Annotated in this window: 18 protein-coding genes and 2 riboswitches (1 of these 20 only partly in view); of the genes, 15 read left to right on the top strand and 3 right to left on the bottom strand. The window is 52.8% G+C overall.

The genetic code is table 11. The annotated features are described in order from the left end of the window. Positions 1–149 precede the first annotated feature (149 nt). The 12 genes from isdE (at position 150) to DYE26_RS18215 (ending at position 16,463) form a co-directional block, all read left to right on the top strand. Entirely contained in the window at positions 150–1,055 is a 906-nt protein-coding gene (isdE, locus tag DYE26_RS18270) for a heme ABC transporter substrate-binding protein IsdE (protein WP_036626086.1), read from the top strand. Positions 1,056–1,099: 44 nt separating this feature from the next. Beyond that, a complete protein-coding gene (locus tag DYE26_RS18265; RefSeq protein ID WP_036626083.1) occupies positions 1,100–2,092 on the top strand; it encodes a FecCD family ABC transporter permease in 993 nt (330 codons plus the stop codon). Further along, positions 2,082–2,852 carry an ABC transporter ATP-binding protein gene (locus DYE26_RS18260; RefSeq protein WP_036626081.1) on the top strand — a complete coding sequence of 257 codons (771 nt, stop codon included), beginning with the start codon at positions 2,082–2,084 and terminating at the stop codon, positions 2,850–2,852. Before DYE26_RS18265 ends, DYE26_RS18260 begins: the two co-directional genes overlap by 11 nt. Beyond that, positions 2,797–3,660, top strand: a complete 864-nt coding sequence (gene srtB / locus DYE26_RS18255; RefSeq protein ID WP_196427550.1) for a class B sortase — start codon at positions 2,797–2,799, stop codon at positions 3,658–3,660. Before DYE26_RS18260 ends, srtB begins: the two co-directional genes overlap by 56 nt. A gap of 1 nt (position 3,661) precedes the next feature. Next, positions 3,662–4,048 (top strand): YbaN family protein, encoded by a 387-nt coding sequence (locus DYE26_RS34270; protein WP_036626075.1) that lies wholly within the window; start codon positions 3,662–3,664, stop codon positions 4,046–4,048. Then, a complete protein-coding gene (locus DYE26_RS18245) occupies positions 4,045–5,781 on the top strand; it encodes an ABC transporter ATP-binding protein/permease (RefSeq protein WP_036626073.1) in 1,737 nt (578 codons plus the stop codon). Before DYE26_RS34270 ends, DYE26_RS18245 begins: the two co-directional genes overlap by 4 nt. Beyond that, positions 5,774–7,429, top strand: a complete 1,656-nt coding sequence (gene cydC / locus DYE26_RS18240; RefSeq protein WP_036626070.1) for a thiol reductant ABC exporter subunit CydC — start codon at positions 5,774–5,776, stop codon at positions 7,427–7,429. The genes DYE26_RS18245 and cydC overlap by 8 nt, the downstream gene beginning before the upstream one ends. A gap of 150 nt (positions 7,430–7,579) precedes the next feature. Beyond that, a riboswitch (purine riboswitch) is annotated at positions 7,580–7,680 on the top strand. A gap of 150 nt (positions 7,681–7,830) precedes the next feature. Beyond that, positions 7,831–9,201, top strand: coding sequence for an NCS2 family permease (locus DYE26_RS18235; protein WP_036626068.1), 1,371 nt, complete (start codon positions 7,831–7,833; stop codon positions 9,199–9,201). A gap of 514 nt (positions 9,202–9,715) precedes the next feature. Further along, positions 9,716–9,831, top strand: a riboswitch (cyclic di-GMP riboswitch). Between the two features lie 72 nt (positions 9,832–9,903). Next, the gene (locus tag DYE26_RS18230; protein WP_036626066.1) at positions 9,904–11,400 is read left to right on the top strand and encodes a polysaccharide deacetylase family protein; all 1,497 of its coding nucleotides are present in this window, start codon (positions 9,904–9,906) and stop codon (positions 11,398–11,400) included. Positions 11,401–11,460: 60 nt separating this feature from the next. Continuing rightward, a complete protein-coding gene (locus DYE26_RS18225) occupies positions 11,461–12,783 on the top strand; it encodes a nucleotide sugar dehydrogenase (RefSeq protein ID WP_036626063.1) in 1,323 nt (440 codons plus the stop codon). A gap of 27 nt (positions 12,784–12,810) precedes the next feature. Further along, positions 12,811–14,766 carry a glycosyltransferase family 2 protein gene (locus tag DYE26_RS18220; protein WP_051985702.1) on the top strand — a complete coding sequence of 652 codons (1,956 nt, stop codon included), beginning with the start codon at positions 12,811–12,813 and terminating at the stop codon, positions 14,764–14,766. A 2-nt stretch (positions 14,767–14,768) separates the two neighbouring features. Beyond that, positions 14,769–16,463 carry a polysaccharide deacetylase family protein gene (locus DYE26_RS18215; RefSeq protein ID WP_036626061.1) on the top strand — a complete coding sequence of 565 codons (1,695 nt, stop codon included), beginning with the start codon at positions 14,769–14,771 and terminating at the stop codon, positions 16,461–16,463. A 43-nt stretch (positions 16,464–16,506) separates the two neighbouring features. On the opposite strand, the gene DYE26_RS18210 is transcribed toward DYE26_RS18215, so the two are convergent. Genes DYE26_RS18210 through DYE26_RS18200 form a run of 3 tightly spaced genes read right to left on the bottom strand, consistent with a single transcriptional unit; the run spans position 16,507 to position 18,925 of the window. Continuing rightward, positions 16,507–17,241: an ABC transporter permease gene (locus DYE26_RS18210; protein WP_036626060.1), complete on the bottom strand. Its 735-nt coding sequence runs from the start codon at positions 17,239–17,241 to the stop codon at positions 16,507–16,509. Positions 17,242–17,252: 11 nt separating this feature from the next. Continuing rightward, a complete protein-coding gene (locus DYE26_RS18205) occupies positions 17,253–18,008 on the bottom strand; it encodes an ABC transporter permease (RefSeq protein ID WP_036626058.1) in 756 nt (251 codons plus the stop codon). After that, a complete protein-coding gene (locus DYE26_RS18200) occupies positions 18,008–18,925 on the bottom strand; it encodes an ABC transporter ATP-binding protein (protein ID WP_036626057.1) in 918 nt (305 codons plus the stop codon). Before DYE26_RS18200 ends, DYE26_RS18205 begins: the two co-directional genes overlap by 1 nt. A 154-nt stretch (positions 18,926–19,079) precedes the next feature. Between DYE26_RS18200 and DYE26_RS18195 the strand changes: the two genes are divergently transcribed. The 3 genes in view from DYE26_RS18195 to DYE26_RS18185 are tightly spaced (at most 30 nt apart) and all read left to right on the top strand, a layout consistent with a single transcriptional unit that may run on beyond the window. After that, the gene (locus DYE26_RS18195; RefSeq protein ID WP_036626056.1) at positions 19,080–19,793 is read left to right on the top strand and encodes a response regulator transcription factor; all 714 of its coding nucleotides are present in this window, start codon (positions 19,080–19,082) and stop codon (positions 19,791–19,793) included. Next, the gene (locus DYE26_RS18190; protein WP_036626054.1) at positions 19,793–21,193 is read left to right on the top strand and encodes a sensor histidine kinase; all 1,401 of its coding nucleotides are present in this window, start codon (positions 19,793–19,795) and stop codon (positions 21,191–21,193) included. Before DYE26_RS18195 ends, DYE26_RS18190 begins: the two co-directional genes overlap by 1 nt. 30 nt (positions 21,194–21,223) lie before the next feature. After that, positions 21,224–22,202, top strand: partial view of a glycoside hydrolase family 18 protein gene (locus DYE26_RS18185; protein ID WP_240534191.1) — the 5' portion only. Its footprint extends 101 nt past the window's final position; 979 of the gene's 1,080 nt are visible here — the first part of the coding sequence; the start codon lies at positions 21,224–21,226; its stop codon lies beyond the right edge, outside the window.

Raw genomic sequence — 22,202 nt, 5'->3', positions numbered from 1 at the left:
TCCTATTGAAAAAGCGATAGAGCTTGAAGAAACGCGGGGCAAGTTTGTCCTCTAGCTGGAAGGGTGCCGGACAACAGGTGTCCTTCCAGCCTTTTTTTGATGACGATACCTTAGCATTTACATAAGGCGAAAAGGAGCTGTGAGAAAACATGCGCACGGCCGTTGGCGTCATTTGCAGCCTGGCTTTACTGTGCCTGCTCTGGGGATGCTCATCCGGGCAAGCGACGGAGCAGACGAACCAAACGGGATCGGCCGAAACGGCTTCCGCCGAACCTAAGGCTGCCGACCACCGCATTGTCGCGACGACGGTTGCGATCACGGAAATTATGGACGCGCTTGGAGTGGAACTGATCGGGATTCCGACGAGTTCGAAGGAACTGCCCGAACGGTATGCAGGGGTCACAGAGGTTGGGAACCCAATGAATCCGAATATGGAGATCATTAAAGGACTTGCTCCAACGGAGGTGCTGTCGGTGACTACACTGCAATATGATCTGAAACCTGTATTCGCGAACGCCGGCATAGAAGCGAAGTTTATTGATTTAACCAGTTTGGAGCGGATGGAGCAGGCCATTCTTGATCTTGGCGAGCATTATGATCGCCAGAAAGCCGCCGGGGCGCTGGTTGCATCCGTGGACGATAAACTGAAGGAAATCCAAGCGGAAGTGGCGGATCGGCCTGCTCCGACGGTGCTGATTTTGCTTGGTGTTCCCGGCAGTTATTTGGTAGCCACCGAGCACTCTTACATCGGCGATCTGGTCGCTAGGCTCGGCGGAAAAAATATCGTTCAAGACGAAAAAATGGAGTATTTGGCCTCCAATACGGAGTATTTGCAGCAGGCCAATCCGGACATCATCTTGCGGGCGGCGCACGGGATGCCGGATGAAGTGGTGGAAATGTTCAATGAAGAATTTCAAACCAATACGGTTTGGAAACATTTCAGCGCTGTCCAAAACGGCAGAGTCTACGATCTGGAGGAAAGATTGTTCGGGACGACGGGCAACCTCGCCGCCGCCGAGGCGCTGGAGGAACTGAAGGCGATGATGTACCCATGAGCGATATAAAAGAGGTTGTACTAATAAGGAGAAAAATTTCCATCATGAACAAAATAACTTGGAGTTTCATAACCGTGACTGCGCTTCTGCTGGCTATGGCGGTATATTCTGCCGTTACAGGGAGTTTGCAGGCGGGGCCATGGGAACTCGTGCAGGGCCTGTTTACGGGAACGAACGAAAAGGTTGAGATTATCCGGGATCTGCGGCTGCCCCGGATCATTATCGCCGTTTTTTCGGGAGCGGCCCTGGCGGTCGCAGGCGTTCTGTTTCAGGCGGTGATGCGCAATCCGCTGGCGGATGCGGGCGTGATCGGCATTTCCTCGGGCGCGGGGTTTTCATCCCTCATTTTGGTGACATTATTGCCCCAGTGGTTTTTCTGGTCCCCGTTATTTGCTTTTTTGGGTGGCGTTGTCGCTTGCGCCCTTGTCTTTCTCCTTTCATGGAAGTCCGGGCTCAGCCCGATCCGGATCATTCTGGTCGGCGTTGCGGTGAATGCGATGTTCAGCGGCTTAAACGAAGCTTTTCTGACGATTTGCAGCTATCTGCAAACCGGGCTGAGCGCCGAAGCCGCTTCCTATACCGCTTATATTTCACTCAAAACCTGGGACGATGTCCGCATCATGCTGCTTTACGGAAGCTTGGGGCTTGTGGCCTCGCTGTGCCTCAGCACCTGGTGCAATCTTTTGTCGCTTCAAGATAAAACGGTGCACAATCTCGGCCTGAACGTCACAAACGCCCGTCTGATCATCTCGGCCGTCGCCGTATTCCTTGCCGCCGTGACAACGGCCGTGGCCGGAGTCATCGCCTTTGTGGGGCTGCTGATTCCCCATATTGCGCGCAGATTGGTCGGCTCCGATCACCGGGCGCTGATTCCGTTTTCCGCGCTTGCCGGAGCGCTGCTGATTTTGTCCGCCGATACGCTCGGAAGAACGCTGGTGCCGCCCAACGAATTGCCGTCCTCCATCATCATGTCGGTGATCGGCGGGCCTGTTTTAATACTTTTGTTGAGGAAGGGCGGGCGAGTCCGTGGAAATTAAAAAGGTCACTTTTTCGTACAATCGGATACACGACCACCTGCGCGGGATTAGCGAAAATATCGAACAAGGGAAAATCACGACGATCATCGGTCCGAACGGCTGCGGAAAGTCTACGCTGCTTGGCGTCATTTCCACCAATTATGTGCCGAACCGGGGAGAAATCGTGCTGGACGGAAAAAGGCTGAACAGCTACAGACCGAAGGAACTGGCGCGCAGGCTGGCGATTGTCCATCAGCATAACGAAGCGCCGGACGATCTGACGGTGGAGCGGCTGGTGCGATACGGCAGGCTGCCTTATCAAGGGCTGCTGAAATCGGATCGCGAGGCGGACGAGGCGGCTGTGAACTGGGCTTTATCATGCACGAATTTGGAAGATAAGCGGCAGTTCCTGATCGGGGAGCTTTCCGGCGGGGAGCGGCAACGGGTTTGGATTGCGCTGGCGCTGGCCCAGAAGTCGCCGTTTCTGTGCCTGGATGAGCCCACGACCTATCTGGACATTTATTACCAGATGGAAGTTCTGGAATTGATCCGGCAGCTTAATGTCCGGCACGGGTTAACGATTTTGATGGTCTTGCACGACATCAATCAGGCGATCCGGTACAGCGATAAAATCATCGTGATGAGAAACGGGGAAATCGTGGCCTCGGGGCCGCCGGAACGGGTGATTACCAAAGAAACCGTCCATGCGGTTTACGGAGTGGATGTTGCGTTGCGGAAAGATCCCGAAGCGGGATTATACATCGTTCCCGTCGGAATTTGAGGTGAAGGAGATTCGGAAAACAATTTTTTCGGTGTTATGCTGGAGCGTATTTCTGTATTCCGGATATGAGTTGGCGCATCTAACGCTCGACAGCGTCCACAGCAGCCGGCTGCGCGGCGAAACTCACCGGCAGTTTACGGAAGCCGGTCCCGGCATCGGCGGAGCGGGCAAAGCGGATGCGGCCGACGGATCGGACGCTGCCGCCGCCCCCCAGGATTCCCCGGAACCCGTCGTCCGCTCAAAGTTTCACGGCCTGCTGGAGCTTAATGCCGACACGGCCGGCTGGATCGAGATCACGGACACGAATATTTCGTATCCGGTGGTGCAGGGTGAGGACAACGACTACTACCTGACGCATGATTTTAAAGGAGAGCGTTCCAAAGCGGGCAGCATTTTTATGGATTTTCGCAATCAAATCGGAGAGACGTTCGACAAGAACATCGTGCTTTATGGCCACCGGATGAAAGACGGCACGATGTTCGCGGGTTTGCGCGCTTACTTAAAGCAGGATTTTTTTGACAAACACCGAGTTTTCCGGTTTGAAACGCTCTATGAGGAATATGAGGCGGAAGTGTTTGCGGTCTACCGGACAACGACGAGTTTCGATTATATCCGGACTTCTTTTGCGGATAATCGTGAATTTTTGAACTTTGTTGATGAAATCAAGGAACGTTCCATTTATAAAACGGACACCACTATCGGGGCAAATGACGTTATTTTGACTTTGTCCACCTGCGATTATCTGCTCGACGCGGAAGAAGGCAGGCTTGTGCTGCAAGGGAAACTGACCGCACGAAAGGGAGATTGATATGAAATATGTATTTGTCGGATTAGGCTTTTTATTTGTTGGCTTCGGGGTATTGGGCATTTTTTTGCCCGTACTGCCGACCACGCCTTTCCTGCTCATCGCGGCGTTCTTTTTTTCCAAAGGTTCGAAGAAGTTCAACGACTGGTTTCTGTCGAGCCGGCTGTATAAGAAATATTTGCGGGATTTCGCAGAATCCCGTTCCATGCCGCTAAGGACCAAGCTAAGTATCATGGCATTGGCCTCTTTGCTGCTTGCCATTGTCTTTATTTTTGCGCAAAATTTGCATGTCCGGTTGTTGATTGGGCTGGTGTGGATCATCAAAACGTATTACTTTCTTTTCCGCATCAAAACGGCTCCAAGGCCGCTTAGAGGAGGAGCTGCGAAGTGATCAACGGCAGATTGTTGGCTTTAGTCCGCAAATCAGACTATTATATCGGGTTGATCGTATTGATCAACTGGATCAGTCTGCTGTGCAGCGTTGCGGCTGTGGGAGCAATAGGTTATTTGCTGCAGCAGGCCTGGGAAAATACGCTGACCGGGTCGGCCTTAACCTGGGCCGCCTCCATCGTTCTCATCGCGATTGCGATTCGTTTTGCCTGCCATTATGGAGCGGCGATGCTGTCATACCGGGTTTCCGTCAACGCCAAAAAGGAATTGCGGTCGCGAATTTACCGGAAGCTGCTGAGGCTGGGTTCCACATATACCGAAAAAGCTTCCACGGCGGAGGTAATCCAACTGGCGGTGGAAGGGGTGGAGCAGTTGGAAACGTATTTCGGCAGATACCTCCCGCAATTATTTTACAGTTTATTGGCTCCGGTTACGTTGTTTGCGCTGCTGTCCTGGATCAGTCTTAAAGCCGCGGTGATTCTGCTGATCTGCGTTCCTCTTATCCCGCTTTCGATTATCGCCGTAGTTAAGATCGCCAAGAAGTTATTCAGCAAATATTGGAGAAGTTATTCCAATCTTGGCAACGCTTTTTTGGAAAACTTGCAGGGGCTTACCACGCTTAAAGTCTATGGGGCGGACAAAAGCAAACATGAGGAAATGAACGCGGCGGCGGAGCGCTTTCGCAGGATGACCATGAGCGTGCTGACGATGCAGCTGAATTCGGTTGCGGTCATGGATTTGATAGCCTATGGAGGCAGTGCCGCAGGCATCATCATTGCCGGTCTCGAGCTGGCCGCAGGTAATATACAGCCGGGAGCGGCTTGTCTCATCATCTTGCTGTCCGCCGAGTTTTTTCTCCCCATGAGACTGCTCGGGTCTTATTTCCATATTGCGATGAACGGCATGGCTGCCAGCGGCAAAATCTTCAAATTGCTGGATTTGCCGGAGGAAGAGCGGAAGAACGGGAACTTGCAAGGGGCGGATATACGGTTTCACAAGGTTGGCTTTTTGTACGGCGGGAACGAGCCTGCCCTTCAAGACATTACATTGGACATCCCGCAAGGCGGCTTTGCCGCTATCGTTGGAGAATCCGGCTCCGGCAAAAGCACCTTGGCTGCTTTGCTGCAAGGGGCCCGCAAGGGCTATGGCGGTTCCCTGACCATTGGAGGCACGGAGGTTCGTAAAGCCGGCGAGGAAAGTCTGATGCAGGCGGTGACTTTGGTCAGCTATAACAGCTATATTTTCAAAGGGAGTGTCGAAGACAATCTCAGGATGGGAGCTCCTGATGCCTCGGAAGGTGAGATGTTCGCTGCACTGCGCAGCGTGAAGCTGGATGAATTTATACTCCGGCAAGGGGGATTGTCCTGGAACCTGGAGGAGCAGGGTTCAAACCTTTCGGGGGGCCAGCGCCAACGTTTGGCGTTGGCCAAAGGGCTGCTGCATGACAGCTCTATATATGTCTTTGATGAAGCAACCTCCAATATCGATGCGGAGAGCGAAGAGATTATCATGGAGGTCATCCGCTCATTAGCGGGGAGCAAAACGGTGATTGTGATTTCCCACAGGCTCGCGAACGTAGTCGAAGCGGATCAAATCATAGTGGTTCATGCAGGTAAAATCGTGGAATGCGGCACCCACAAGCAACTTTTGGAGAAAAACGGACAATACGCCCGGCTGTTCAGCAGCCAGCATGCCATTGAAAACTTTGGAAGGAGGGAGAGTGTCTATGCATAGAGGCAGGGTTGCCATTGCGTTGAAGCTGCTGGCTCTGACGGGACCGCTTGTTCCTTTCTTGCTGCTTGCCATTATCCTGGGGGTTCTTGGTTTTCTGGCGGCTATCGGCATTGTCGTATTCGGCGGTTATGCAGTATTAAATGCGGCGGATATGGTGGACGTCCCCGGCATAAAAACGTGTTTTGCCGTTATCGCCGGATGCGCAGTATTAAGGGGAGCATTTCGTTATGGAGAGCAGTTATGCGGACATTATATTGCTTTTAAGCTCCTGGCCGTGATCCGGGATAAGGTTTTTGGAGCGTTGCGCAGACTTGCGCCCGCCAAGCTGGAAAGCCGGGATAAGGGAAACCTGATTTCTATCATTACAAGCGATATTGAGCTGCTTGAGGTTTTTTATGCTCATACCATAGCTCCCGTTGTCATTGCGGTAGTGATATCTTCGGTCATGATAGTATTTATTGCACAATATAGTTATGAGCTTGCGGCGATCGCCGCACTCGCTTACTTGACGGTAGGATTGCTCATTCCCGCCGCGGCTTCGTGGTTGGATAGGGGGCACGGAAAAGTTTACAAACGCCGGTTCGGTGAATTGAGCAGCTATTTTTTGGACAGCCTGAGAGGGATGAAAGAGAGCATTCAATATGGTTGCGGGGAAAAACGCCTCGATGTTGTAGATCGCATGTCGGATGAACTTGATGCCGAGTTCAAGGGGTTAAAGAGGCATGAAGGGGGGGTCAAAGCGGCAACGGACACGGCTGTGATCGGATTTTCGTTTTCCATTCTGCTGGCCGGTCTTAGTTTGCTTTCCGCCGGCCGAATCGGCATAGACGGAGTGGTCATTTCCACGATGGTTTTATTCAGTTCTTTTGGTCCTGTCGTAAGCCTCAGCAATTTGTCCAACAGTCTTTTACTGACCTTTGCCAGCGCCGGAAGAGTTCTGGATTTGCTGGATGAACCGGAGCAAACGGTCGAGGTTACGGAAGGGACGGATGTCTCCTTTGCCGGGGCCAGCTGCCGGGAGGTAACCTTTGGCTATGGAAAGGAACCTGTTGTGGAAGACGTCAATTTGACGGTCGCTCCCGGCCAAATCGTCGGCATCACCGGAAAAAGCGGATCCGGCAAATCGACCCTGTTGAAGCTGCTGATGCGTTTCTGGGACGTGGACGAGGGGCGGATTTGCATCTCTAATGAAGATATCCGAAAGTTAAATACGGAAAACCTGCGGAGCCTGCAAAGCTATGTCACCCAGGATACATTTTTGTTTAACGACACCATAGAGGCCAATATCAAGATAGGCAGGCCGGATGCGACAAGGGAGCAGGTAGCGGAGGCAGCCAAGAAGGCGTCCGTTTATGAGTTTATCCAATCGCTGCCCCAAGGCTTCGAAACGGCGGTTGGAGAATTGGGGGACAGGCTATCGGGCGGAGAGCGGCAAAGAATCGGGCTTGCCCGGGCTTTCCTCCATGATGCCCTGCTGGTGCTGCTGGATGAGCCCACCAGCAATTTGGACGCTTTGAATGAAGCCCTCATTTTGAAATCGTTGAAGGAGGAAAGTAAACATAGGACGATTGTGCTGGTCTCCCACCGAAGCTCCACCCTGAGAATTGCCGACGAGTTTTATCATATGGCGGACGGGAGGATTTCTTAAAACTATAGGTATAGATTTGGAGATATTCCGAACAATAATAGAAGATGGTGCATATATTATTCGTATTTCTATTGACAAGCCCTGCAGCTAGCCCTAAAATAGCGGAGTAGAGCGCGATATTAAATTGCGGATCTCTCATTGGGAAAAGCGACAACAACAGTTAAATCTTTTCGTATAATTCCGGGAATCGGCCCGGAAGTCTCTACGAGGTCACCGTAAATGATCTTGCTACGAAGAGAAGAAGCGGCGCAGGGCTTAAACGCGGAAGATCGGGTATTAAGTTTTTTCCGGAAGGCCTATGCGGTTCTCATGCTTCTTCTGGCTTACGGGACCCGGGGAACATTTATTGACCTCGGGCTTTTTGTCGTTTTCCGACTCATTTTAAGGGGGAGAATTTTTACATGGATCGGTTCTTTAAGCTTAAGGAACACGGCACGAATGTAAGAACGGAGATTATAGCGGGGATCACCACGTTCATGACGATGGCTTACATTTTGTTCGTGAACACGATCTTTTTGGGACCCGGCGGAGCGGGCATTCCGGTGGAAGGGGTATTTTTCGCCACCACGATTGGCGCCGGGCTGATCACGATTCTTATGGGATTGTTCGTCAACATTCCGATCGCGCTGGCACCGGGCATGGGGCTGAACGCTTACTTCATGACCGTGGTGCTTAGTTCGGGTGGAGCTATTACTTGGCAGGCGGCGCTCGGCGCGGTATTTATTTCCGGTATCATTTTTCTGATTCTGACGGTGACGAAGGTTCGCCAGCTGCTGCTGGTTGCCGTGCCGCAGAGCATTAAAGCGGCCATCACGGTCGGCATCGGCCTGTTTGTGGCCAGCCTTGGTTTGAAGATGAGCAACCTGATCGGCGCTAATCTGTCGGGGGTAACGGATACGTCCGCCACGGTTCCCGGCAGCAGCATCAACTTCACGCTGGGCGATTTCGTCCATAGCCCCGATGTTCAATTAACGTTGATCGGCTTGATCCTGATTGCCATTTTGATGTCGCTGCGGGTTAAAGGAGCGCTGTTGATCGGGATTATCGCCACCACCATTATCGGTATTCCGATGGGCGTTACTAACGTTTCCGGACTTTCCGGCGCCAGCTGGCTGCCCGCTTTTGACAATCTTGCGGTGGGCAAGCTCGATCTGGGTGCGGCTTTGCATCTGGGTCTGTTTGAAATTGTTTTTGTATTCACGTTCGTTGAATTGTTTGATACGTTCGGCACTTTGGTCGGTACGGCTACCCGCGCCGGCTTGATGAAAAACAAAGAAGAAGGCGAGAAAAAAATCGGCAAGGCGATGCTGGTGGATGCGGTTGGCGTCAGCGCGGGCGCATTTCTTGGCACCAGCACGATCACTTCCTATGTAGAGAGCACCGCTGGTGTGGCCGAAGGCGGACGCACCGGGCTCACTTCGGTAACGACGGGGATCTTGTTCCTCCTGGCGCTGTTCATCGCGCCGCTGGCCGGTGTTGTGCCGAGCGCGGCAACGGCTCCGGCGCTGATTATCGTCGGCGTGCTGATGATCGGCCAGGTCAAATCGATCGAATGGGATGACTTCCTGCATGCCTTCCCGGCGTTCTTGACGATCGTATTGATGCCTTTCACCGGAAGCATCGCCAACGGGATCGCCGCCGGTTTGGTCTCTTACGTCATTCTGGGGGGCTTCAACAACCTGTTCACCAAAAACAAAGTCAAAATTCATTGGCTGATGTGGGTGCTGGCCGTGCTCGTATTGGCCCGCTATATTTTCCTTGGCACCGAATAATTTAATGAAAACCGGATCGACCAACAAGGGTGTCCCTCTCCGTTAGGAGCAGGCGCCCTTGTTTTAGTTCTAACCGCCGCCGACTGGAACGATAAACCGCCTACCCTTCAAAATAACGACACTTTATGTACTTATTATCCGAGCCCCAACGTGTTCGTCTCCATTAGCGGCATTTTATGTACTTATTTTCCTATGAATGGTCCAGAACATGGGCATTTCTTTGCGACGGGGGAAAATAACGACATAAATTACCTCTATTTCTCCCAAATGAACGGATATCGCCGGAATAGCAACATTTTTTGCCCTTATTTTTCTGCTGGATTATCCCGGAGCAATACAAAAGAGCACCGCAGGCTTATCGGCGCGCTTCTTTAAGCTCCATTTCTAGGCTATTTGACATGGAAAGAAATGGGCCCCCACTCCTGAATATTTTTTTGTGAATCCGCTTTTTTTCATAAACTATGGATTGATTTCCAGCCGGAGTCGATTATAATAAATTTAAATAATTAAAATTCTAAACCAAAGGCAAACTATTCGAAAGGATAGGACGCAAAGTTTGGAGTCTAAAGCGTGCGCAAGCCGTGGTGGGAATTGCGGTGCAAGCTGCGCTATGATTGTCCGGCCGCCATGTAAGTATGGCGGTCTTTTTATTTTGAAGATTTTGATTGGAAAAAAATTACTTTTACAAAAGAAGGTGAACTAATGATTTCGATGGCAGGAAACGGCGCCCGGTCGATTCGAATCGGATTAGCCACAGCTCTGCTTGCGTTTTGGGCGGCCGGCTGCAGCGGGGCCAGTCCGCAGGCGGACAACGGGAATGGGGCCTCCCCCATGTCCGGGGCGCAGACCGCTTCATTGCAGCAGCAGCCGATTGCCCGTTATACGGGGGAACCGAGCAAAACATTGTCTTTTGTCTATACGGCCAAAAAGGAGCTTTCCCTAACGTTCGACGGTTTGGGCGATCGCGAGACGATCGAGCGTTTATTGGATGAACTGGACAAGCATCATATCAAAGCGACGTTTTTTGTCCCGGGCATGCGGGCGGCCGAAGAGCCGGATTTGGTCAAGGAACTAACCAGCCGCGGCCACGAGGTGGAGAACAATACGTTGACGCGCGCCGACTTGACGACCTTAAGCTATGAAGAAATCTATAAAGAAATCAACCGTACCAACGGCTTGATTGCCGACGCGACAGGCAAGCAGCCGCAGTTCGTCCGGACCCGGGGGGCCCGTATGAGCGAAGACGTTCGCCTGGTGGCGGCGCAAACCGGACTAAAAGCCGTCGTTTCCTACAACATCAATCCGAAGGACAGCGACATGCAAAGCGCCAAGGAAATCGGCGATTACATACGGAGGTACATTAGCCGCGGCGGCATTATCGCGCTAAATACGGACGTGAATCCCGAGGTGGTTTCCTCCATTTCCTATATTGCGGATGCGGCGAAAGAAGTAGGCTATAAGTTGGTGCCGCTCGCAAAGCTGGTGCGTGACGGCGGCGAGCGGAAGCCGCTGGAGCAAATCCCGGGATACGATGCCGCCCGGATCAATCCCGATTACGAGCAGGCGGACTATAATCTGATCTATAACGCCAGCGATATCGCCAAATGGAACCCGCACGGCAAGAAGGTCGTCGCCCTGACCTTTGACGATTGGGGCAGCGATTTGACCGTCACCCGTCTGTTGAAGATCCTAGAGGATCATGACGTCAAAGCGACCTTTTTTCTGCGGGCCAACGGCGTAGAGAACAATCCGAACCTGGCCAGAGCTATCGTCGAAGAGGGTCACCTTGTGGCGAATCATACCTACAGCCATCCCGTGATTACGCAAATCCCGCCCGACGAGCTGCAGGAAGAAGTGGTCAAGGCGCACCGCATCATCACCGAAGCGATTCAGCAGCAGCCGGCGATGCTGTTCAGGCCTCCGACCGGGGAGATCAACAAGGAGACGGCCAAGGTGATCGCGGCCACGGGGTATAAGACGCTCGCTTTGTACGATGTGACCACCCTGGATTGGAATTCCGACCATGACGCTCAGTACATTTTAAACGGGGTGCTGAAGCAGACGACTAACGGCAGCGTTATTTTGCTGCATATGCTTGACGGCCTCCATACGCTGGAAGCCTTGCCGAAGGTAATCGACCAGTTGAAGCAGCGGGGTTATTCCTTTGTGCTTCTGGACGAGCTGTACGGGATGAAATAAGGAACGAACGCTTGCTCGGCATCTTTGGATACTCATCGGGAAATGAATGGGGTTGAACTTATGGATTTGAATCAACTATATGAGAACATTGTAAAGCGGACGGCCAAACTGGCTGTCGTCGGACTAGGGTACGTAGGTTTGCCGCTAGCGGTCGCGTTTGCCCGCAAGGCTGACGTCATCGGGTTTGACGTGAGTCCCCGGAAAATCGCCGATTACCTTGCGGGGAAAGATCCGACCGGCGATGTCGGGGACGCGGCGATCAAGGCGAGCTCGATTGACTTTACCTCGGATGAGGCGAGGCTGGGGGAGGCTTCCTTTTACATCCTGGCCGTGCCTACGCCGGTTCAAAACGATAAAGTGCCCGACCTTACTTATGTCAAGAACGCCAGCGCGATGGTCGGGAAACATTTGCGCCCCGGTTCGGTCGTTGTCTACGAGTCGACGGTTTATCCCGGCGTCACCGAGGAAGTGTGCGTTCCGATCCTGGAGGCGGAGTCGGGGCTTACATGCGGGGTCGACTTTAAAGTCGGCTATTCCCCCGAACGAATCAATCCGGGCGATCAGGTTCACCGGCTCGAGAACATCGTGAAAATCGTTTCCGGCATGGATGAGCAGACGCTTGGTCTTGTGGCGCAGGTTTACGAGCTGGTGATCGAGGCGGGGGTTTACCGGGCCGAAAGTATCCGTGTGGCCGAGGCGGCCAAGGTGATCGAAAACGCCCAACGCGACATCAATATCGCTTTTATGAACGAACTATCCATGCTGTTTCACCGGATGGGAATCGACACGAAAGCGGTGCTGGCCGCGGCGGGAACCAAATGGAATTTTCTCAAATTCACCCCAGGGCTGGTCGGCGGCCATTGCATTGGCATCGATCCTTACTATTTAACTTATAAAGCGGAAGATGCGGGGTACCATTCGAAAATCATTTCCGCGGGGCGGCGCATCAACGACGGGATGGGCAAATATGTCGCCCGCAGCATCGTAAAGCTGCTGATGCGCCTGCGGAAAGATTTGTCGGATGTGAAAGTCGGTATCCTCGGCCTGGCCTACAAGGAGGATTGCCCCGATTTTCGCAACACGAAGGTCACGGATATTATCGCAGAGCTGAAGGAATATGATATCCAGCCGCTTGTCTGCGATCCGCTGGTGGACCCGCGGCTCGTGTATGAAGAGCATGGATTGGAGCTGGCGCAGCTGCCCGATTTGCGTGATTTGAACGTGGTGGTGCTGGCCGTCCCTCACAGGGAATTTCTAAACATGGCTCGTGAGGATTACGACCGGTTGTTCGGGGCGGACAAGAGCAAGGTGTTTTTCGATATTAAAGCCGTGTTCGATAAATCCGAATTCGAAGCTTCGGGTTATCATTACTGGAGCCTGTAAAGGGCCCATCTTAAAGGTTAAGGGGCAATGAACTTGAGGAAAAAGAACAAAGCACAACAAAAGCCGGTTGAAGTTCTCTCCACGCCCAAGGCGGATCGGCGGCTGCTTGCCCATGTCCCCGATCCGGAGAACATCCGCAAAGCGTCGGACCGCAGAGGCATGTTGCGCTCAAAGGACGATGGGCCCGGTGAATCCGCCGATCATGGCGACAATAAGATGCCCCGTCTGCTCAGCTTGCGCTATGAGGCTGATTTTCCCGTCTCGCTGCTGCCCGTGGGAGCCGATAAGAAAGGGAAAAAGGCGGACGCAAAGTCCCAAATAAGCGGCATGGCCGCGGACATTTCTTCAACGGGGATTCTGGTGGAACTGGAATCGGAGAGGGCCGAAACATGCCGTGAAGGCGATGTGTTCGAGCTGCGCTTTAACATTCCGCCGGGGACGATGCCGGAGGGTTTTGAGTCGAAGGTAAAAATAAAAGCATCGGTCGTTCGCAGGTTTACCCGTGACACGCCGGACGGGGAGAAGCCGATGGCGGCGCTTGCTTTTGAAAGCAACCTTTACAATTACTTTCAGAAACGGCGTTGGGGCTATTCCGTGTATACGGCCAGCGGCTTGCTGTTTGTCGCTATGACGATTATTTTGCTGATGCGCGCCGAAAGCATCATCTATTTCAAATACAACATTCTGCTTTATTTATACAGTCTAACGGCGGCCATATTTTTGCTGACGCGGTATTTTTTCGGGGCTTTGTACCGCAACGTGCCGGTCAATCCGGATTATACGCCGGGCGTGACGATCATTATCCCTTGTTTTAACGAAGAGCAATGGATTCAGCGCACCGTGCTCAGCTGCATCAATCAGGAGTATCCGATCGACAAGCTGGAAGTGATCGTTGTGGACGACCGTTCAACCGACGGATCGGTGGAGCGGATCAACGAGATCGTCGAGCGCCTGCATAAGGAAGCGGAGCGGTTTGACATTCGGAATCGCCTCAGACTGGTTGTCTTGCCGGAGAACGGAGGCAAGCGGGTCGCTTTGGTCAAAGGCGTGGAGATGGCCAAACATGATTTGGTCGTGTTCGTGGATTCGGACAGCTTTTTGGAGCCGGACGCCATCCTTCACCTCGTGCAGCCGTTTCAAGATCCGAAAATGGGCGGGGTGGCCGGCCGGACGGACGTGGAAAACAAATATACGAATTCGATTACCAAGCTGCAGACGGTTCGCTATTATATCGCGTTTCGCATCATGAAAGCGGCGGAATCCTGGTTCGACAGCGTTACCTGTCTATCCGGTCCGCTGTCATGTTATCGGAAAGAGCTGGTGCTCAAATACGCGGACGCCTGGTTGAATCAGAAATTTCTTGGCCAGCCGGCCACGTTCGGCGATGACCGCAGCATGACCAACTTCATACTTCGCTCCCATCGGACGGGGTACCAGGACAACGCGATTTGTTCCACTATCGTGCCGTCCAAGCTGGACGTCTTCCTGAAGCAGCAGATGCGCTGGAAGCGCTCCTGGCTGCGGGAGTCGCTGCGCGCCGGGACGTTCATCTGGCGTAAAGAACCGTTCATGGCGCTGTTTTTTTACATAGGCCTGATCGTTCCGATCGCCGCTCCGATCGTTGTGTTGTACAATCTCGTGTATGTGCCGCTCGTTTACGGCGTTTTTCCGGGCACATTTTTGATGGGACTTATATTGATGGCTTTATTGATGAGCTTTGCGCATCTGTTGTTCCGTAAAAGCAAACTTTGGATTTTCGGCTTGGTATTCTGTGTTTTTTACGAACTGGTGCTGCTTTGGCAAATGCCGGTCGCCTGGGTCACGTTCTGGAAATCCACCTGGGGTACGCGGGAAACGCCGCAGGATGTTGAGGCCAGAGCCAAAAAAGAAAGCCGCAAAGCGAACAAACGGAGAAGATCACTTTTTAAAAATCTTTTTAATGATTCCCACAAGGACAAGGGTTCATACAGTGAGGTTGACTGACTATGGGAAAAAACAAGCCGCGCAAGGCGCTTGATGTCGGACGCAAAGAGCGGAACAAAGCGGTCAAATCGGCCGTTCAATTTGTGGTGCTGGCTATGGTGCTGGTGCTGTTGGTGCATGCCGTGGCGGGAATCCACCGTTACCGGGAGCCGGACAAAGCGGCTTGGCAGCAAACGCGGGGATTTATCGCCTTGTCCTATTATGGAGTGGATCGAACCGGAACGCGCGGTCTGATCGCCAAAAGCCGTCTGGACGAGCAACTGCAAATTTTGCGGCAAAACGGGTATGTCACGGTTTCGCAGCAGGATATTCTTGATTTTTACGAGCACGGCAAGCCGCTGCCCCAAAGGGCAGTGTATCTAAGCTTTGAGGACGGACGCAGCGATTCCGCCTTGTTCGCCCAGCCCCTGCTGGAAAAATACAATTATAAAGCGACGATGCTTTCCTACGCCGACCGGCTGGACGTCGTGGACCCGAAATTTCTGGCGGGACCGGAGCTGCTTAAGCTGACGCGCAAAGGGTATTGGGAATTGGGGAGCAACGGTTACCGTTTGACCTATATCAATATTTTTGACAAGGACGGGCGGTACGTTGGAACGCAAACCGAGCAGCAGTTTAAGAATAAAGACGAGGCGCGTTACTATACGCACTATTTGATGGACTTCATCCGCGACGCCGATAAGGTGCCTTTGGAGAACCGCCGGGAAATGGAAGCGCGCATTAACCAAGACTACCGGCTTATGGAGCAGATTTATCGGGATAAGCTGGGTTTCGTTCCGAGCGTGTACATGATCATGCACGCCAATTCGCTGCACAACGGAATGAATCCTTTGGTGGAAAACGTGAATTCCGATAACATCGAACGGCTGTTTAAAATGCACTTTAACCGCGAAGGGCAAGCCTTTAATGACAGCGGCGGCGATTTGTACGATTTGACGCGGCTGCAGCCTTCCCCCGGCTGGTATCGCAACCATTTGTTGATGAGAATCGCGGGAGACACCGGGGAATCTTACGATTTCTTTGAAGGCGACAAGAAGCGGGCCGATCATTGGCAATTGCTTGGCGGGGCCGCTGAATTCAGGGGCAACCGCATCATCCTGACCTCTCCGGAAAGCGGTAAAGGCCTGCTTTATCTTAAAGGGAGCGATGGCTATCAAAATGTGAAGGTATCGCTGCAGATTGCGGGGAACATTATCGGCTCGCAATCGGTATATTTACGGTACGACCGCAAGGCCGATGCTTACGTAAAGGTTGTCGTGGAAGACAATCTGCTTCGCGTCGTGCAAAAAGAGCCCGGGCAAACGGAGGAAAAGACGTTGATTTCCCGGGACCTCGGCAGTTTAAAAGGCGTATCGGAGCAGACGGCGATTGGGCGCAAGCTGGAGGTGGCGGTCGCCGGCAGCGGGTTGACCCTGCAGGTCGACGGGGCGGCCGCCGCGCCGGAAATCCAAATCGCGTCTGCGCTTGCCGCAGGCGGTTTGGCTTTGGAAGCTTCGGCTAGCGAGGAGCATAGCCAAGACCCGGTGTACGACGGCGTGTTTGACGACGTGATTGTTTCCGAGGCGGGGCATAGCAGCACGGATGAGCCGCCGGGCAAAGTGCTGTTCTCGATCGGATACACCCCGCTGCAAAAAGTGATCAACGGCGTTAAGTGGATGTTTGACGCACTGGTTGATTGGGCGGTTGAAACCTTTTAAATGAAGAAACAAGCGGGCCTTTCTTATCGAAAGGCCCCCGTTTCTATGCGGTGACGACATCCGCTGTCCGCAGCCGGTGTATCGCCATGGCTGAAAATACGGAAATATAAACCGCGTTGATGAACACGAACAGTCCGTTTTCTGGCCCTGTTAGCCCATTTTGGTCCAATACGCCCATGCCGGTTGTCAACAAGCTAAACGGGAAGAAGAACCTCATGTTTAGGATATACAGACCGAGACCGAGCATGGAGCAGCATATGCTGATGCCGACGGGAAGGGCGAAGCTGCGTATCCTGAAGGAGAAGAAAAGCTGCATGGACGCGATCGAAATCGCGGCGATCCAGCCGCGCAAAGCCCATCCGGCCAGTTCCGCGGGCAGATCCGCAAGCGGCAGCGAGAGAAGGAGGCCCGCGAGTATATATAAGGCGGTAAACAAAGTTTGAACGCCAAAAATCAAAACCGCAACGGCGGACAGTTTGCCGAAGTAAATGCTGGCGGCGGAGACAGGGGCGGTATGCACTAGGTTCCAATTCCGGTTGACATGCTCCAGCCTGCACATATACGCGCAGCAAATGGCGATGAGAACGGGAAAGAAAAATTCGCCGTAAAACAGGCTGACTTGAGTCCACAAGCTATACCATGCTTGGTTTAGAATCTCCTGATTGGAATAGTAGTTGAAGCAACCGATGGACAAGCTGAGTACGGGCAACACGGTCATCGTTATCCAGATACGTCCACGGCGCAGTTTGAGCCATTCGGCGCCAATGCTTCGGATCATGGGAAACCTCCTTATATTTCTTGGCGGGATGCGTGAAGGCATCCGGCCGTATAGAATATCGCAATCATCAGCAGAGCGGCCACCCAGTTTCCGGCTTGCGCAGGCAACACGAAATAGCGGCTGGTTTCCGCCAAGGCGTTATAAGACATGCCGATAGGAGACATTTCCGTATAGTAGGACCAGACGAATAACTTGCGAATGGACGCGGGAAAGAAACTGGCCGTAACGCCTAAAAAGCCGCCGGCCATGCCGAGCGTCAGCGCAAAGGTCTGGTTTTTGAACGTGAGGGAAATCCATTGCTGCAGCGCGGTGACGGCAAGGTTTGTCAGGAGCGTGCCGGCCAGAAGGCGGACCAACAGCGCGAGCGGCAGCGGATCTGAGAAATTTTTAAGTACCCCGAAAGCCGATAAGGCGCCTATCTGGAAAGCGGCTCCGCAGAGCAGCAGCGTATTGGCGCAAATCCACTTGGCCAAGTAGATGCGGCTGCGGCTGACGTTGGTTGCCATCAGCATCTTCCACGTCGTTCCCTTATGTTCCATATCGCAGAGGCGGGAAACGACCACGGCCGAAATGATGGGAAGAAAAAGTCCGTTCAGCGTGGAAAGCATCAATAGGACGTATTCCCATCCGACGTTTTCGGGATGGCGGGCAAGCGTGTAGCTGGTGATCATGAAGATCCACAGTACTTCGGCGGCCAAAAAGATCGCAATCATCCATCCGATTTTTTTGCGGCGCAGCTTAAAAAACTCTAAAGTCAGTTCCTTCATTACAGACTGCGCTCCTTTCCCGTCAGCTCCAGAAAAATATCTTCCAGGCTTTTTTTTCGCTCCTCGATTCTGAACACGTCGAGTCCGCTGTCGACCAACAAGCGGTTGACCTGCGCGGTTAAAGTATCGTCAAGATGGTCGAACAGCAGGCGCGGACCCCTGGAAGAGGCTTGAAAGCCGTGTTTTAAGAGCAAGCGTTCCGCCGCTTGGTTGTCGGAAGTTTTTAAGGAGATGGAGACTTTCGTTTTGGCCTGGAGCTGCCCCATGGTCCCTTGGAACAGCAGTTGGCCGTTGCTGATAATTCCCACCGAGCTGGCGATTTGCTCGATTTCCGAAAGCAGGTGGCTGGATAACATTATGGTCATTCCATAACGCGCGGGCAGCGATTTGATCAGTTCCCTGATTTCCAAAATTCCCGCAGGATCGAGTCCATTGGTAGGCTCGTCGAGGATGAGCAGCCTTGGAAAGGCAAGCAGCGCCATGGCGATTCCCAGCCGCTGCTTCATGCCGAGCGAGTAATGGTCGACCCGCTTGTCTTTTTGTTTTTCCAGCCGGACGATACGCAAAACCTCGTATAAATTTTTGGCCGGCGCATCGTGCAGACGCTGCATGATTTTCAGGTTCTCCCAGCCCGTCAAATGACCGTAATAAGATGGCGATTCAATCAATGAGCCGATCTGTTTGAGGATGGACCTGCGATCTTTGGCCAGTTCGCGGCCGAAAACTCTCACCTCGCCTTCCGTCGGCTTGATCAGGCCAAGCAGCATTTTGAGAGAGGTTGATTTTCCCGCACCGTTCGGCCCGAGGAAACCGAAAATTTCCCCTTCCGGAACGGCAAGATTAACTTTGTTTACCCGATAGACCCCATTGTACATTTTGGACAAGTTATGCGTTGCGATCAGCGCCCGGGAATTCATTGTTCATTCAACTCCGTTTTTATGTTGTTTTCTTTTCACTTTATAGTCCGTACCTTTCGCGGGGCTTACGGCAACCTTACGACAACCTTAAATCGCGCGATTCCGGGGGGGGCGAAGCCCGTCTACCATGTATAATGAGAACGGGTGAGAATGCATGGAAAATTTAAAAGACAAAAAAATACTCATTGTGGACGATGAGCCGGAAATACGCGTGATGATCGAACGTTTTTTGCGCAAGGAAGGTTATTTTCGCATATACCGGGCGGAGAGCTGCGCTGCGGCGCTAGCCATATGCCGGACGGACAAGCCGGATATCGCCATCCTGGACGTGATGCTTCCTGATGGGGACGGCTTTGGTCTGTTAAGCGCAATCCGTACGTTTTCCGAGATGCCCGTATTGATGTTGTCCGCCCGGGGGGAAGACGAGGATCGGCTGCTGGGGCTGGGGCTCGGAGCGGACGATTATTTGGTTAAACCGTTTTTGCCGCGCGAGTTGCTTTTGCGTTTGCAGGCCATTTTGAAACGGACTTTTGCTTCCGCTGCGCCGGAACGTTTGCCCGCGTTTTGTCTGGGGGATATTGAGATTGATCTGGAAAGTGCTGCTGTAAGGCGCAATCAAGAGGAATTGCCGTTAACGGCCAAGGAGCGCATGCTTCTATTGAAGCTTTACGAGAACGAAGGCCGGATCGTCACGTCGGATGCCATTTGCCAGGCGGTATGGGGAGATGACAGCTTTAGTTACGAAAACACGCTGATGGTGCACATTCGCCGCATCCGGGAAAAAATTGAAGCCGATCCGTCGCGTCCGCGGCATCTGCTCACGGTCAGGGGATTGGGGTATAAGCTACAGGTGAAGGAGGCGCCGTAATGCAGGGAGTCATGACGATGCTTAGGCGGTTTATCGGCGCTACCATGCTGCTTTCCCTCTTGCTTATGGCCTTTAATCTGGTGCTGCTAAGCACGATCGTATTTAGCGAAAATAAACAGCGGAACCCGGAGTCGGTGGTTAAGGAAGTAGCGGAACAACTGGAGGTTCACCCGGATCGTTATCGGCTTGCCGCCCCGGCGGCGAAGCTGCTGGATGAACATGAAGCTTGGGCCATGCTGCTCGATTCAAAAGGGGAAGTCGTCTGGGAATACCGGTTGCCTAAACAGCTTCCGCGCACGTACAGCATCGTGGATGTAGCCAAGTTTTCGCGCCATTATCTGCTGGATTACCCGGTATTCGTCTGGGAGAAAGGCGCCGGGCTGCTTGTAGTGGGGTATCCGCAAAATACCTATGCAAAATACCAAGTCAGCTATTTCAAAGATTGGATTCAATCGCTGCCGCTCCGGCTTGTCCTTTTGCTGGTATGTAATCTGGTTTTGTTTATCGTGTTGTCGGTCTGCTTGGGCGCGTGGTGCATGCGAAGCATAAAGCCGCTGGTCAACGGGATCTACGGACTGACAAAGCAAGAGCCGATCCAGGTTAAAGCCAAAAGTATTTTCCGAGATTTGGCGGACAGTATCAATGCCGCATCCAGAATGCTGCGGGAACAGAACAGGGCGCTTAAAGCGAAGGATGAAGCGCGTTCCAATTGGATCGCCGGGATTTCGCACGATGTCCGTACCCCGTTGTCGATGATCCTGGGTTATGCCAGCGATTTGGAGGAGCACCCGGATTTGCCCTTGGAACAGCGGCAGCAAGCGGGAATCATTCGCCGGCAAGGCGAGAAGCTGCGTTCCCTGATCCATGACTTGAACCTGGTCTCCATGCTGGAATATGAAATGCAGCCTTTGAGCATCAAAGAGCTACGTGTGTCCGCGGTCGTCAGACAGGCAGCTTCCGACTTTCTCAATCAGGGGTTGGATACGGACAGGTATGCTATTGAGCTGCAATTGAATGACGAGAAAATAAAGGTGCGGGCGGATGAAAAGCTGCTGTTGCGCGCCGTATCGAATTTAGTACAAAATAGTATCATCCATAATCCGCAAGGCTGCCGGATCGTCTTACGTACGGCAAGTGATCCGGAACGCTCCAGGTGCCTCTTGATCGTATCGGATGATGGCCAAGGGACGGAGCGTTCCGAACTGCCGGACTTGCTGAAGCTGCCGTATTCGTCAACCCGCAAGCGTTCAAGGAAACACGGCCATGGGCTAGGCTTGCCGATGGTTGCGCGGATTGCAACGGCGCATGGCGGCAGACTTCTGCTTGCAAGCGATCTAAACGAAGGATTTCAGGCAACGCTAGAGCTTCCGTATTTCGTACTAGGGGGACAAGCGGACTGATTTTAATTAAAAGAAGAGGAGTCGCGCCTTTTGTTTAAGAGCCTGTTTATACGAAAATCGTCATTATTCATTGTGGCCGTCGCTATGATCGTCATTGTATGCGGGGGGATCTATTACATCTATATAAACAGAGCGGAAGGCCGGGTAAATGCCATTCAGGAGAACGTTGGCCGGCCCGCCGATTTGTCTGCTTGGATCGTAGATTGGCAGCAGGATTCCGGAGAGGAAGACTACGGCGTGTTAGGTTCCCGCTTATCAGAACTGCAGATGTTTGCGGCTTATTTCGATGCGTCGGGGCATCTTTATTTAGCGGATACGTTTCGGGATAGCTTGGCGAATGACGCCTCCCTTCGCCAAGCCGATGGCGGGCTGTTTTTGACGATCGTCAATGACCTGAGGAGCGAAGATGGCTCGGTCGTGCAAAAGGACTCCGATCTGACGAAACGTTTAACCCAAAGCGGGGAAGCCCGCCGGGAGCATATCCGGGAAATTTTGAACCTGGTCGATCAGCTTGATCTGGATGGCGTGGAAATTGATTACGAGAAAATCAAGGACGGCGATTGGAACGGTGTGGTCGCTTTTTACAACGAATTGTATCAGGAACTGCTTCAGAACGGACGTAAATTGCGGGTTGTACTGGAGCCGGGTGCGCCGCTAAAAAGGTTGAAGCTGCCGAAGGGGCCCGAATATGTGGTGATGGCTTACAATTTGTATGGCTCGCACAGCGGTCCCGGACCTAAAGCGGACAAAAAGTTCATTAAAGAGCTTGTCGGCAAAACGGAGTGTATCCCGGGAAACAAGCGTCTGGCCCTAGCTACGGGGGGATTTGCCTGGAATGAAAAAGGAGAGGTTGCGGCGGTCACCGAGAAGGAAGCCGACGGGCTTTCCGAATTGAGTAAAGACGGAGTGGAGCGCGACAAAGCCAGCGGAAGCCTTCATTTTAAATATACGGACGCTGACGGAGGCGAGACGACCGTTTGGTATGCTGACGGCGTAACTTTGCGCAGTT

Source organism: Paenibacillus macerans, assembly GCF_900454495.1.
In the GTDB taxonomy this organism is placed as follows: Bacteria; Bacillota; Bacilli; order Paenibacillales; family Paenibacillaceae; genus Fontibacillus; species Fontibacillus macerans.
This window is presented reverse-complemented; position numbering and strand designations above follow the sequence as displayed.

Coding starts and splice junctions, on each gene's coding strand:
- DYE26_RS18215 (WP_036626061.1), top strand. CDS start 14,769: ATGGGAAAAAACAAGCCGCGCAAGGCGCTTGATGTCGGACGCAAAGAG.
- DYE26_RS34270 (WP_036626075.1), top strand. CDS start 3,662: ATGAAATATGTATTTGTCGGATTAGGCTTTTTATTTGTTGGCTTCGGG.
- cydC (WP_036626070.1), top strand. CDS start 5,774: ATGCATAGAGGCAGGGTTGCCATTGCGTTGAAGCTGCTGGCTCTGACG.
- DYE26_RS18190 (WP_036626054.1), top strand. CDS start 19,793: ATGCAGGGAGTCATGACGATGCTTAGGCGGTTTATCGGCGCTACCATG.
- DYE26_RS18225 (WP_036626063.1), top strand. CDS start 11,461: ATGGATTTGAATCAACTATATGAGAACATTGTAAAGCGGACGGCCAAA.
- DYE26_RS18205 (WP_036626058.1), bottom strand. CDS start 18,008: ATGAAGGAACTGACTTTAGAGTTTTTTAAGCTGCGCCGCAAAAAAATC.
- DYE26_RS18230 (WP_036626066.1), top strand. CDS start 9,904: ATGATTTCGATGGCAGGAAACGGCGCCCGGTCGATTCGAATCGGATTA.
- DYE26_RS18210 (WP_036626060.1), bottom strand. CDS start 17,241: ATGATCCGAAGCATTGGCGCCGAATGGCTCAAACTGCGCCGTGGACGT.
- DYE26_RS18265 (WP_036626083.1), top strand. CDS start 1,100: ATGAACAAAATAACTTGGAGTTTCATAACCGTGACTGCGCTTCTGCTG.
- DYE26_RS18235 (WP_036626068.1), top strand. CDS start 7,831: ATGGATCGGTTCTTTAAGCTTAAGGAACACGGCACGAATGTAAGAACG.
- DYE26_RS18220 (WP_051985702.1), top strand. CDS start 12,811: ATGAACTTGAGGAAAAAGAACAAAGCACAACAAAAGCCGGTTGAAGTT.
- DYE26_RS18200 (WP_036626057.1), bottom strand. CDS start 18,925: ATGAATTCCCGGGCGCTGATCGCAACGCATAACTTGTCCAAAATGTAC.
- isdE (WP_036626086.1), top strand. CDS start 150: ATGCGCACGGCCGTTGGCGTCATTTGCAGCCTGGCTTTACTGTGCCTG.
- DYE26_RS18195 (WP_036626056.1), top strand. CDS start 19,080: ATGGAAAATTTAAAAGACAAAAAAATACTCATTGTGGACGATGAGCCG.